The organism is Rhizobium sp. P43 (assembly GCF_056730705.1).
Genome location: NZ_CM161539.1, coordinates 791,754 through 804,098 on the forward strand (window position 1 = coordinate 791,754; position 12,345 = coordinate 804,098).

Here is a 12,345-nt window from a genome sequence, read left to right on the forward strand (position 1 = left end):
TGTCACAGGTCAATTTCGTAAGGCTGCGAGGTCAGCCGCATTCCGCTCTCCCCCCGTGTGGGGGAGATGCCCGGCAGGGCAGAGGGGGGTAACCTCCTCCACTGACATAAATCCATTTGCAAAAGGCCTCAGATCCTATCGGCGTCGCTTGCCTTCTTCTTGCCGTTCATCATCACCTCGAGATAGCCGAGCATCAGGGCCGAGACGACGAAGGCAATGTGGATGATGGTCAGCCACATCAGCTTGCCATCGGTATACTGGTTGATGTTGAGGAAGACCTGCAAAAGGTGGATCGACGAGATGGCGACGATCGATGAGGCGACCTTGATCTTCAGGCTGCCGGAATCGAGCTTGCCAAGGAACGATACCTCGTCATTGGCATCGTCGAAACGGCTGACGAAGTTTTCATAGCCGGAGATCATCACCATGACGATGAGGCTCGCGACCAGAGCTGCGTCGATCAGCGCCAGCATGGCGAGGATCATTTCGAAGTCCTCGTAGACGAAGACATTCTGGGCGATCTTCAGGAATTTGTAGCCGAAGGAGATGGCATAGACGCCGAGGGCCGCGACAAGGCCGAGATAGAAGATGACGAGGATCCAGCGGCTCGACAGGATGATTTTCTCGATCAGCAGTTCCAGCGATTTCATCGAGACCTTCCTTCGACGGCGCGGTTAGAGCAAGTCCAGCACATGAGGGTGACGGTTAGCGAGCGCAATTGCGGTACAACAGGGCATGAGAGCATTTCAACGACCCCGTCTTTTCGGAAATGCATCCGGTCCCTCATGATACATTGTTCTTCTGGGGAAGAAGAGGGGGCAGACGCGGCGGATCGGTTTGTAAACATGAAATAAACACCGAGACCCCGCTTGCCAGCCGGGCTGCGCCGTCCGATCTTCTCGGCACAGCGAAGGGGCAGGGGGAAGCATGACCGTACCATCCGATATCGACATCGCACGCGCGGCTTCCAAGCGGCCGATCCAGGAGATTGGTTGCAAGCTCGGCATTCCCTCCGAAAGCCTGATCCCTTATGGCCACGACAAGGCAAAGATCTCGGCGTCCTTCATCAAAAGTCTCGCTGACCGTCCCGACGGCAAGCTGATCCTGGTGACCGCGATCAATCCCACACCGGCGGGCGAGGGGAAGACGACGACGACGGTCGGCCTCGGCGATGGTCTCAACCGCATCGGCAAAAAAGCGGTCATCTGCATTCGCGAGCCCTCGCTCGGCCCCTGTTTCGGGGTGAAGGGCGGGGCGGCGGGCGGTGGTTATGCGCAGGTCGTGCCGATGGAGGACATCAACCTGCATTTCACCGGCGATTTCCACGCGATCACGTCGGCCCACAATCTGCTCTCGGCGCTGATCGACAATCACATCTACTGGGGCAATGAGCTCGGCATCGACACGCGCCGCATCACCTGGCGGAGGGTGATCGACATGAACGACCGGGCGCTGCGCCAGATCGTGACCTCGCTCGGCGGCGCCTCCAACGGTTTCCCGCGCGAGGCGGGCTTCGACATCACGGTTGCCTCGGAGGTCATGGCGATCCTGTGTCTTGCCACCGATCTGGAAGACCTGGAACGCCGGCTGGGCGCCATCATCATCGGCTACCGCCGTGACAAGACGCCGGTCTTTGCCCGCGACCTGAAGGCCGACGGCGCGATGGCCGTTCTCTTGAAAGAGGCGATGCAGCCCAACCTCGTGCAGACGCTGGAAAACAATCCGGCGCTGGTGCATGGCGGTCCCTTCGCCAATATCGCCCATGGCTGCAATTCGGTGGTGGCGACGAAGACGGCGTTAAAGCTCGGCGATTATGTCGTGACGGAAGCGGGGTTCGGGGCCGATCTCGGGGCTGAGAAATTTTTCGACATCAAATGCCGCAAGGCGGGGCTCACCCCCTCGGCCGTGGTCATCGTTGCGACGGTCCGGGCGCTCAAGATGAATGGTGGCGTGGCGAAGGAGGATCTGTCCCGCGAGGATGTCGGCGCCGTCGAGCGCGGCGCCGTCAATCTCGCCCGGCATCTCGAAAACCTCGCCAAGTTCGGCGTTCCGGCCGTCGTGGCGATCAACCATTTCACCACAGACACCGAAGCGGAAATCGCGGCGGTCAAGGCCGTTGCTGAAGGCCTCGGGGCCGAGGCCGTGCTCTGCCGCCACTGGGCGGACGGATCAGCCGGCATCGCTGCGCTTGCCGAAACCGTCGTGCGGATCGCCGAGGGCCAGTCCTCCTTCCATCCGCTCTATCCGGATGCCATGCCGCTCTTCTCCAAGATCGAGTGGATCGCCATCGAGATCTACCGGGCGGGTGAGGTGACCGCCGACAAGGCGGTGCGCGAGCAACTCGCCGACTGGGAGCGGCAGGGTTATGGCCATCTGCCGGTCTGTATGGCGAAGACGCAATACTCCTTCTCGACCGATCCGACGCTGCGTGGTGCGCCCGAGGGGCATACGGTGCATGTGCGGGAGGTCCGGCTTTCTGCCGGCGCCGGCTTCGTTGTGGCCATCACCGGTGAGATCATGACCATGCCCGGCCTGCCGCGTGTGCCGTCATCCGAAAAAATCCGGCTCGATGCCTCCGGCGCAATCGAAGGGCTTTTCTAGCCCTCGAAATCCACCCAAGATATGTTGTATTTCCGCAACGGTGACGGCCGTCACAATTCATGATTAAAGTAATCATGTTTTATATGTTGACTCACAAGATCATGTTTTATACGGCGTGATTACGGCGGAAAAATTCTCTCCGCCCCGTTTTTGACGCAATCACATCAGGCCGACCTGCTTCCGACCCCCGGGAAGCGGGACACCCTTTCTGCGGCCATTGAAAGGACGACACGCATGCGCTCCCGGTCCCTCCGCCCCCTCCTGCTTGCCTGCACGGCGCTCGCAGCCATCTCCTCTCTTGCCCCCGCAAAGGCCCAGACCGCCGCAACGACGACGACTGCCAATGGCGAGACGCAGCTGCAGACGATCGTGGTGAAGGGGAAGCGGGTACCGGCGGGATCTGTCGCCGATACGCCGCTGGCGACGGAGACGACGGCTGCCGAGATTGAAGCCAAGCAGATCACAAGCATCGAAGATCTCGGTCGCGTGGCAGAGCCGGGCGTCAACTTCAATCGCTCCAACGGAGCCGTGAATATCAGAGGTCTCGAGGGCGCGCGCGTGCTCACGACCGTAGACGGCATTCCGGTCCCCTACATCTTCGACGCGACGCGTGCCGCAAGCGGGGGCGTTGACGCGTTCAACTTCGCGGCACTTTCGGCAGTTGATGTCATGCGTGGAGCCGACTCGAGCCGGGCCGGATCGGGTGCGTTGGGGGGCGTTCTAGCCCTGCGGACGCTGACGCCTGATGACCTTATCTCTGATGATAAGGATTGGGGCGGGGTGGCCAAAACGACCTATGACAGTTCCGACAACAGCTGGGAGGGATCGGCTGCCGTCGCGAAACGTGTAGAGAATACCTCGGTTATGTTCCAAGGATCCTACAAAAAGGGTCACGAGCGCAAAACCAATGGTACCGTTGATACCTTTGGCACCACGCGGACCATGGCTGATCCTTCCGAATACGACCAGCACAATCTCCTGTTCCGTCTGCAACAGCAGCTCGAAGGTGGGCATACGCTTGGTCTCACGGCTGAGCGTTTCCGCAAGGATCGTGTGACTGATGCCAGAAGCCTACAGAATACCACCACCTTCCGGCCTGGAAACTATACTGGCAAAAAAGATACCGATCGCGATCGCGTCTCGTTGGACTACCAGTATGAAGCCCAGTCACAGGACGCCATAATTTCCAATGCATGGGCATCCCTGTACTGGATGGATCAGCGGACCATGGACGGCTACGATGCCATCCGGCAGACCACTCCGATCGGCGCGATTGGGCGCGAGAACGACAATAACGAGAGGACGATCGGGTTTATTGGGGCGGCCCAATCTGAACTTACGACGGGTCAGTTGAACCATACCTTTAGTTATGGTCTGGACACAGCCTTTGGCGTTTCGGATCAATACTCAAGCGGTTACGACAACTGCACAACGCCGAGAACCGGAACGTGCTTGAACTTGCACACCAACCAGGCCGATTCGCCGAAAGTCGACAGCAGCAAGCTTGGAGTGTTTTTTGACGACGAGATCGAGGTCGGTTCGTCGGGCGTAACTGTAACTCCAGGCTTGCGTTTTGACTGGGTGAAGCATTCGCCTGAAATGACGCCCGAGTATGACCGCAATTACCTCAATCCGGCACTGCCGAACGGCTTTGAGGATGCTGGGTTGTCACCGAAGCTGCGTCTTGCATACGAGTTGCAGCCTGACGTGACGTTTTACGGTCAGTGGGCGATGGCGTTCCGCGCGCCTACGGCGAGCGAACTCTACAGCGCGTTTGGCGGCTCAGGCACTTATCTGCGCCTTGGCAATGCCGATCTCCAATCCGAAACGAGCAATGGCTTCGAGTTCGGAGCCGATCTCGGCGACGAAGAGATGGGCGCACGTGTCTCGGTGTTCTATAATCGCTACAAGAATTTCATCGATATTGCTTCAATCACTGCTGCCGAGGCCGCCGCACTTGGTTTCACCGGTACTTACCCTCAAGGCAGGACCCGCTACTCCAATATCTCCGATGTAGAGATGTTCGGCGTCGATCTTTCAGCTCATAAAGTGTTCGACAACGGTTTCCGCGTTTCGGGCGGCCTTGCCTATGTGAAGGGCAATGATCTCGATCGCGGTACCTTCATCCGTTCGGTCGCGCCGCTTAAAGTCGTGGCCAGCATTGGCTACGACACTGAATTCTGGGGCGTTGGTGCCGATTTCGTAGCGGCGCAAAAATCGAGAGCCGACGACGGAAGAGGTACAGCCAACACCAGCTATTTCAGAACTGCGGGTTACGGTGTCGTTGACCTCAATGCGTGGTGGGAGCCGGAACAGCTGAACGGCCTGCGGATCACCGCCGGGGTTTATAACGTCTTTGACAAGACCTACTTCGATTACGCATCGGTCCGTACAAATTCATCGGCGCAGGCACGGGATTTCTACTCCGAACCCGGCCGGACCTTCAAAATCTACCTCACCCAGAAGTTCTGAGCGAGACGGACTCCAGTGCAGGGGCGGCGCAGCGATGCGCCGCCTTTTGCGTTTCAGCGGCAGTAGCGGAACCCGCTCTTCCGCGTGATCACGTCGAGATGCATATGGTCCTGATGCGTCGCATCGCTGCCTGGCGATAAGACGGTTGTGAAATAGAGGCAGGCGATCGCGTTGAAGGCGCGCTGGAAGGCGGCTTCTGCCGTTCCGTCGTCCTGACGGGCGATCATCACCGGCATCTCTTCGTTCCCGAATCGCAGGCCGGTTATGTCGATCGCATTGCCATAGGCGTGTTCGGAGACCTTGCCGTCGTCGGCGCTGTTGCGGTTGCGGCAGACATAGGTCGAGGCCTGGCGGATGGCCGTGAGCTGAGGCCGATCGGGAAAAGCGGCGTCGGTCGCCGGTTTCAGCATGTCCCGGGTCATCCGCGCGAGTTGCAGTGCCGTCTCACAGCGCAGAATACCCTTTGGCTCCAGCTGGATGCCGGGGGGTACGGTGTTGAGTTCGATCGGCTTGTCGATGCCGCAGGTCTCTCCATCCTCGATCCTGCCGATCTCCCGAAAGCCCGCCCCGATCGTCTCGAGCGCACTGATGCAAGCGGCATAAGCCTTCGGCTCCTCTGTGGCGATTTCGGAACGGTTGTGCGCTGCTGAAGCCTCGCTTCCGCCAAGGTCCCGGTCCTTGGCCAGATGCTCGGTCAGCGGCTGTGTCTCTGCTAGGGCAGGGTGCGCAGATGGGGCGGGAGACGCGGGTTTTTCTGCCGCCTTGTCGGTTTGTGCAGCATCTGGTTTCGCGGCAGGCACCGGCACGGTTTTAGGCTGAGCCGGGGATTCTGCCGGTTCCAGGCTTGAGTTTGGGGATGCGTCTTCGGCGCGCGGCGCCGGAGGCGGGACGGGCCCTTCTATCGGCAGGCTGGCGCCGCCAAGAACCGCTATCGACACGACAAGCGATGCCATCGGCATCAGGGGGTGGCGCATAGACGGCCCTCCGTTTCATCGGAATGAAAACGGCGGTGTCGTCGCTTTGTTCAAAAGAAGCGGGGGAGGGCCGCAGATATCGGCTCTCCCCCTTCGCTCTGGCCGACGTTGTCTCAGTCAGGCCGCCCGTTCCTTCTGGCCTGCTGATACTCCGCGCAACATGCGGGTCTTTTCGGCATCTTCTGGCGTGTCGCGCACCCTGTGGCGACGATTAAAGACGAACTGACCGACGAGGCGCACGAGTTCGCTCACCTCTTCGCTGAGCGAGTGGGTGGCCGCGCTGGTTTCCTCTACCATGCCGGCATTCTGCTGGGTCAGCTGGTCCATCTGGTTGACGGCCTGGCTGATCTCCGCAAGACCGGAGGCCTGTTCCTGGGCGGCATTGGCGATTGCTTCGACATCCAGGGCGATCGAGCTGATGCTCGTGGCGATTTCGCCCAGGGCCGAGCCGGTGTCGCGCACCAGCGATACCCCGCCGGCGACCTCCCGTCCGGATTGCTCGATCAGGCCGTTGATCTGCTTGGCGGCAGCGGCGGAGCGCTGCGCAAGGTCGCGCACTTCCTGGGCGACGACAGCAAAACCCTTGCCGGCTTCGCCGGCGCGGGCGGCCTCGACGCCGGCATTCAGCGCCAGAAGATTGGTCTGGAAGGCGATCTGGTCGATCACATCGGTGATGCTGGCAATGCTGGAAGAGGCTTCCTCGATGCGCCGCATGGCCTCCACGGCATCCTGAACCACGCGGGTCGATTTCTCGACGCTCTGGCGGGCGTCGCGCGTCTTTTCACGGGTGCTGCTGGTTCGTGCCGCAGAGGTTCGGATGTTGCTTGTGACTTCCTGAAGGGCTGCTGCGGTTTCCTCCAGGGCTGCTGCCTGCTGTTCGGTGCGCTTGGCCAGCTGATCGGAGGATTGCTGCAGGGCACCGGCATTGCTCTCGATCTGGCGGGCCTTGTCGAGGACCTGCGACATGGTCTCCTGGAAGACCGACAGCGACTTGTTGAAATCGTGGCGCAGCTGTTCGAATTCCGGCTGGAACGGTACATCCAGCGTGTAGCGGATGTTGAATTTCGACAGCCGGTCGAGGCCGGCGCCGAGATCGGTGATCACCCGCTGCAGGTTTTCCGCCTGGGCAATCTGGGTGGCCAGGCGAGCGCTGCGCTCCTCTTCGATGACGGACTGCTGCTGTCGAGCCTCTTCCTCCATGCGGATCTTTTCAATGCCAGCCGCACGGAACACCGCCACCGCACCCGCCATCGCGCCAATTTCGTCCCGACGGTTGGCATAGGGTACCGGTGTGTCGTAATCGCCTTCTGCCAGACCGTTCATATAGCCGCCGAATTGCGAGAGCGGCACCACGGCACGACGGCGGAACGTATAAAGGCCGACGACGAGCAGGACGAAGGCCGCGCCTGACACCGCAGCGGTCACAATCGTCAGATTGCGCCCTATGGTGTCCGCCTGCTCCTGGCGCTGCTGCATGGAGGCCTGGGACAGCGCCGTGATTTCGACAATCGCTGCGCGCTGTGTCTCATAGGCCTCCTTCAGGCGCTTCAGACTTCTCGACATGACGATCTTGTTCTTCGATTTCACTGCGGGGATGAAAACTTCGTTCATCTCGGCCCAGAAGGCGATCGAGGCCGGCTTGATCTGGTTGCGCAGGCCGCTGAGGATCTCCGGCGAGAGGCCCGAAAACTCCCAGCGCCGCATGGATTTGCCATAGGCCTGTCGGGCGACGATGATGCGGCGGATGTTCTGCTCGGCATCCTGTCCGCCCGATGCGGTTTCATTGGCGATCAGGAAGGCTTCGAGCAGGAAGAGCGGCGGCGGCATGATGTCGGCAATGAAATCCTTGCCGAGGCTGAGTTCGTTGTAAACCGGGCCGTTCACCTTCAGGCGTTCGAAACTGTAGTAGAATACGCCGAGCGCCAGCCCAAAGCCGAGCGCGACGAAGGCTCCGAAGAGCATGAGACTGCGAGAAATGGTGATGTTCATGCGTTTGCCCTCGTGGCCCCCGTGTGCGAAATCTACAACCCCTCATAGAGTTAGATAACGCTAAATCGTGATCTCCTAATTTTTATATAATTAGAATTGTTCCCGCATCGGTTTTTCAACCATGCGCCGATCCCGCAAATCCCGCTTGCACGGGACCTCGCCTCGGGTTATCAAATCGCCCATGAAGATCGTATCGAAGAACATTGCTTGGTGGTGGGCACGCTGACGCGGCCTTGACCAGTCATGTCTTCTGACGATTGACCCCAAAGCCGCCCGGAAACACTCCTGAGGCGGCTTTTTCGTATTCAAGGCGCCCCGGAGAAGGGCACTGACGAATGGAGAAGGACTGAAAATGTCGACGATTTTGCAGGAAGACGGCTCGGAAGCCTATCAGACGCGCGGCGGCGTGACCGTCACGCGCAAGCGGCGGCCGACCCCTTATGGCGATGCCATCTCCACCTATGTCGACAAGCTCGACGAGCGCCGTGGCGCTGTCTTCTCGTCCAACTATGAATATCCGGGCCGTTATACCCGCTGGGATACGGCCATCGTCGATCCGCCGCTCGGCATCTCATCCTTCGGCCGCAAGGTCTGGATCGAGGCCTATAACGGTCGCGGCGAAGCGCTGCTGACCATGATCGCCGAGGCGCTCGCCTCCGTCGAGGATCTCGCCCTGGGTGAGCGGACCGCCACGCGTCTTGATCTCGACGTCAAGCTGCCGTCGCGCGTCTTCACCGAGGAAGAACGCTCGAAGATCCCGACCGTCTTCACGGTTCTGCGCGCCATTACAGCGCTCTTTTACTCGGAGGAAGACTCGGCCATCGGCCTGTTCGGCGCCTTCGGCTATGATCTCGCCTTCCAGTTCGATGCCATCGACCTGAAGCTCACCCGTCCCGATGACCAGCGCGACATGGTGCTCTTCCTGCCGGACGAGATCCTGGTCGTCGACCATTATTCTGCCAAGGCCTGGATCGACCGCTACGACTTCACCAAGGGTGACGTCACCACCATCGGCCAGTCGGAAGAGATTGCGCCGGAGCCCTTTGAGCATACCAACACGATCCCGCCGCGTGGCGATCATCGTCCGGGGGAATACGCCGAGCTCGTCACCAAGGCGAAGGAGAGCTTCCGCAAGGGCGATCTGTTCGAGGTCGTTCCCGGCCAGAAGTTCATGGAACGCTGCGATTCAAAGCCGTCGCAGATCTCCAAGCGGCTGAAGGAAATCAATCCGTCGCCCTATTCCTTCTTCATCAATCTCGGAAACCAGGAATATCTCGTCGGCGCTTCGCCCGAGATGTTCGTCCGCGTCAACGGTCGCCGCATCGAGACCTGCCCGATCTCGGGCACCATCAAGCGCGGCGCGGACCCGATCGAGGATTCGGCGCAGATCCTGAAGCTCTTGAACTCCAAGAAGGACGAGAGCGAGCTCACCATGTGCTCGGATGTCGATCGCAACGACAAGTCCCGCGTCTGCGAGCCGGGCTCGGTCAAGGTCATCGGCCGCCGCCAGATCGAGATGTATTCGCGCCTCATCCACACCGTGGACCATATTGAAGGTCGCCTTCGTGACGGCATGGACGCTTTCGACGGCTTCCTCAGCCATGCTTGGGCGGTCACGGTCACCGGTGCGCCGAAGCTCTGGGCCATGCGTTTCATCGAGGCGCATGAGAAGAGCCCGCGCGCCTGGTATGGCGGCGCGATCGGCATGGTCGGCTTCAATGGTGACATGAACACGGGGCTTACGCTCCGCACGGTGCGCATCAAGGACGGCATTGCCGAGGTGCGTGCCGGCGCGACGCTTCTGAACGACAGCGACCCGCATGAAGAAGAAGCCGAAACCGAACTGAAGGCCTCCGCCATGATTGCAGCGATCCGTGACGCCAAGAGCGGCAACGACGCCTCCTCCAAGCGCGGCGTGGCCCGCGTAGGCGAGGGGGTCAACATCCTGCTCGTCGATCACGAAGATTCCTTCGTCCACACGCTGGCCAACTATTTCCGCCAGACGGGAGCGACCGTGAATACGGTGCGCACGCCGGTGCCGGAAGAGATCCTGGACAGTCTGAAGCCGGATCTGGTCGTGCTGTCGCCCGGCCCGGGCTCGCCCAGCGATTTTGACTGCAAGGCGACGATCAAGAAGGCGCGGGCGCGAAACCTGCCGATCTTCGGCGTGTGCCTGGGGCTGCAGGCGCTGGCCGAAGCCTATGGCGGGGAGCTGCGTCAACTCGCCGTGCCCATGCATGGCAAGCCGTCGCGCATCCGCGTGCTCGAACCCGGCCTCGTCTTCTCGGGGCTCGGCAAGGAAGTCACGGTCGGCCGCTACCACTCGATCTTCGCCGATCCGGCGACGCTGCACCGCGATTTCATGATCACGGCCGAAAGCGAAGACGGCACCATCATGGGCATCGAGCATACCAAGGAACCGGTCGCTGCCGTCCAGTTCCACCCGGAATCGATCATGACACTCGGCGGCGATGCTGGCATGCGGATGATCGAGAATGTGGTCGCGCATCTGGCGAAACGGGCGAAGGTCAAGGCGGCTTGAGCGTATTGATAAGGGGCGCTTCGGCGCCCCGAAGTCTTTAATGATGCTCCGGTATCGGTGAAGCGATCGGCCGGGCGGATGTTCTTCAAGCAGCCCGTGGCTGGATCCGCTTCAACTCCTCCTCTATCTCCCGCCGCCGCTGCATCAGATCGTAATCAGCCTGCAAACCAAGGAAGAAGCCTTCGGAAACACCGAAGTAGCGGGATAGCCTCAGATCGGTGTCCGCCGTCAGAGAGCGCTTGCCCAGCACGATTTCGTTGATCCGGCGCGGCGGCACGTTTAACGCCCGTGCCAGTGCGTTTTGGCTCAATCCCATCGGCCTCAAGAAATCCTCAAGCAGGATGTCGCCCGGATGCGGATTGGGCAGCAGGTCAGTCATGATAGTCGACGATCCTGACATTGCTCGGTCCTCCATCTTGCCAGTTGAAACATATCCGCCACTGCTCGTTGATCCGTATGCTGTACTGGCCGCCCCTGTCGCCCTTCAGGGCCTCCAGTCGGTTTCCAGGTGGCACGCGAAGATCCGGTAGGCTACGGGCATTGTTGATCAGACGTAGCTTCCTAAGCGCGACGGCCTGTATGTCCGGGGGAAGTTTGCGGCTTCGCTGACCGGACCAGATACGCTCGGTTTCAGCATCGGCGAAACTTTGGATCATGGTTGAGCATAACGTATCACGTTATGAAGGGCAACGCACCCCGCTGTGCGCACCCCATCTCCCGCCTTGACCTTTCCTCAACCCTTCGGCATTACCCTGCCGATCAGACTGAACCGCCCGAACGCACGGGCGGTTTTGTCGTTTTTGGCATTGCGTCTGCAATTCACTCGCATCTGCAGGGAAGAAGGCCATGGTGGTTGACAAGAACAATCTCGTCCGGCGGCTCGCCCTGATGGGTATTCCGCTCGCCTTTGGCGTCATGGGGCTCAAGGCTCTCGCCTGGTGGGTGACGGGCTCGGTCGCTCTTCTCTCCGATGCGCTGGAATCGACCGTCAACGTGATTGCCGCTTTCCTTGCCTATTTCGTCATCCGCTATGCGCAGAAGCCGGCCGACGACGATCACCCTTACGGCCATCACAAGGCCGAATACCTTTCGGCCGTTCTCGAAGGTGTGCTGATCGTGGTCGCGGCGCTCCTCATAATCCGCGAGGCGATCCCGGCGCTGCAGAACCCGACGCTGCCGGATGCACCCTTCCTCGGGCTTGCGATCAACGGTCTTGCCGCGGTCATCAATGCCGGCTGGGCGACGCTGCTCATCCGTGTGGGGCGCAGCCACCGTTCGCCGGCGCTGTCCGCCGACGGCCAGCACATCATGTCCGACGTGGTGACCTCGATCGGCGTCATCATCGGCCTCGCCCTGGTGCTGGCGACCGGCTATGCCATCCTTGATCCGGTGCTGGCCGTGCTGGTAGCGCTCAACATCATCTGGCAGGGCTGGAAGGTGATCGCGCAGTCCGTCGCCGGGCTGATGGATATTGCGGTCTCCCCCGAGGAAGACGAGGCGATCCGCCAGGCGATCAAGGAGAATTCCGAAGGTTCGCTCGGCGTGCATTATCTGCGCTCGCGGCGGGCTGGGGCTGCGACCTTTGTCGCCTTCGATCTCGTCGTGCCTTCGAAAATGACCGTGCGTGACGCGCATGTGATCTGCGACCGGCTGGAAATGGCCGTGCACAAGGCGGTACCCGGTACCCGTGTCACCATCCATGTGGAACCCGAGAACGAGATGGCGCATGGCGCGGGCATCGAACTCGGGCGTTGAATGAAAGGATCC

The 12,345-nt window shown here is 60.6% G+C and carries 9 protein-coding genes; 4 read left to right on the forward strand and 5 right to left on the reverse strand.

The window, feature by feature from the left end; all coding sequences use genetic code 11:
* Positions 1–128 precede the first annotated feature (128 nt).
* Entirely contained in the window at positions 129–650 is a 522-nt protein-coding gene (locus AC1PUL_RS03790) for a TIGR00645 family protein (RefSeq protein WP_480466695.1), read from the reverse strand.
* A gap of 277 nt (positions 651–927) precedes the next feature.
* Between AC1PUL_RS03790 and AC1PUL_RS03795 the strand changes: the two genes are divergently transcribed.
* Both AC1PUL_RS03795 and AC1PUL_RS03800 read left to right on the forward strand, forming a co-directional pair.
* Positions 928–2,601, forward strand: a complete 1,674-nt coding sequence (locus AC1PUL_RS03795; RefSeq protein WP_480466696.1) for a formate--tetrahydrofolate ligase — start codon at positions 928–930, stop codon at positions 2,599–2,601.
* A gap of 234 nt (positions 2,602–2,835) precedes the next feature.
* Entirely contained in the window at positions 2,836–5,073 is a 2,238-nt protein-coding gene (locus AC1PUL_RS03800; protein WP_480466697.1) for a TonB-dependent hemoglobin/transferrin/lactoferrin family receptor, read from the forward strand.
* Positions 5,074–5,126: 53 nt separating this feature from the next.
* Here the strand turns inward: AC1PUL_RS03800 and AC1PUL_RS03805 are convergent, their stop codons facing one another.
* Both AC1PUL_RS03805 and AC1PUL_RS03810 read right to left on the reverse strand, forming a co-directional pair.
* Complete coding sequence (locus AC1PUL_RS03805; RefSeq protein ID WP_480466698.1) at positions 5,127–6,047, reverse strand: extensin-like domain-containing protein; 921 nt, start codon at positions 6,045–6,047, stop codon at positions 5,127–5,129.
* A 117-nt stretch (positions 6,048–6,164) separates the two neighbouring features.
* The gene (locus AC1PUL_RS03810; RefSeq protein WP_480466699.1) at positions 6,165–8,036 is read right to left on the reverse strand and encodes a methyl-accepting chemotaxis protein; all 1,872 of its coding nucleotides are present in this window, start codon (positions 8,034–8,036) and stop codon (positions 6,165–6,167) included.
* A gap of 352 nt (positions 8,037–8,388) precedes the next feature.
* Between AC1PUL_RS03810 and AC1PUL_RS03815 the strand changes: the two genes are divergently transcribed.
* Positions 8,389–10,578 (forward strand): anthranilate synthase, encoded by a 2,190-nt coding sequence (locus tag AC1PUL_RS03815; RefSeq protein WP_480466700.1) that lies wholly within the window; start codon positions 8,389–8,391, stop codon positions 10,576–10,578.
* 85 nt (positions 10,579–10,663) lie between these two features.
* Here AC1PUL_RS03815 and AC1PUL_RS03820 read toward each other — a convergent pair whose 3' ends face one another.
* Positions 10,664–10,957, reverse strand: coding sequence for a HigA family addiction module antitoxin (locus AC1PUL_RS03820; RefSeq protein ID WP_480466701.1), 294 nt, complete (start codon positions 10,955–10,957; stop codon positions 10,664–10,666).
* Positions 10,950–11,234, reverse strand: coding sequence for a type II toxin-antitoxin system RelE/ParE family toxin (locus AC1PUL_RS03825; protein ID WP_480466702.1), 285 nt, complete (start codon positions 11,232–11,234; stop codon positions 10,950–10,952). Before AC1PUL_RS03825 ends, AC1PUL_RS03820 begins: the two co-directional genes overlap by 8 nt.
* Positions 11,235–11,424: 190 nt before the next feature.
* On the opposite strand from AC1PUL_RS03825, the gene AC1PUL_RS03830 reads away from it, so the two are divergent.
* Positions 11,425–12,333, forward strand: coding sequence for a cation diffusion facilitator family transporter (locus AC1PUL_RS03830; protein WP_480466703.1), 909 nt, complete (start codon positions 11,425–11,427; stop codon positions 12,331–12,333).
* The last annotated feature ends 12 nt before the right edge of the window (positions 12,334–12,345 follow it).

What these genes read in the sequence shown, in the direction of transcription:
- AC1PUL_RS03820 (WP_480466701.1), bottom strand. Translation starts at nt 10,957, where the DNA reads ATGACTGACCTGCTGCCCAATCCGCATCCGGGCGACATCCTGCTTGAG.
- AC1PUL_RS03790 (WP_480466695.1), bottom strand. Translation starts at nt 650, where the DNA reads ATGAAATCGCTGGAACTGCTGATCGAGAAAATCATCCTGTCGAGCCGC.
- AC1PUL_RS03815 (WP_480466700.1), top strand. Translation starts at nt 8,389, where the DNA reads ATGTCGACGATTTTGCAGGAAGACGGCTCGGAAGCCTATCAGACGCGC.
- AC1PUL_RS03830 (WP_480466703.1), top strand. Translation starts at nt 11,425, where the DNA reads ATGGTGGTTGACAAGAACAATCTCGTCCGGCGGCTCGCCCTGATGGGT.
- AC1PUL_RS03805 (WP_480466698.1), bottom strand. Translation starts at nt 6,047, where the DNA reads ATGCGCCACCCCCTGATGCCGATGGCATCGCTTGTCGTGTCGATAGCG.
- AC1PUL_RS03795 (WP_480466696.1), top strand. Translation starts at nt 928, where the DNA reads ATGACCGTACCATCCGATATCGACATCGCACGCGCGGCTTCCAAGCGG.
- AC1PUL_RS03825 (WP_480466702.1), bottom strand. Translation starts at nt 11,234, where the DNA reads ATGATCCAAAGTTTCGCCGATGCTGAAACCGAGCGTATCTGGTCCGGT.
- AC1PUL_RS03800 (WP_480466697.1), top strand. Translation starts at nt 2,836, where the DNA reads ATGCGCTCCCGGTCCCTCCGCCCCCTCCTGCTTGCCTGCACGGCGCTC.
- AC1PUL_RS03810 (WP_480466699.1), bottom strand. Translation starts at nt 8,036, where the DNA reads ATGAACATCACCATTTCTCGCAGTCTCATGCTCTTCGGAGCCTTCGTC.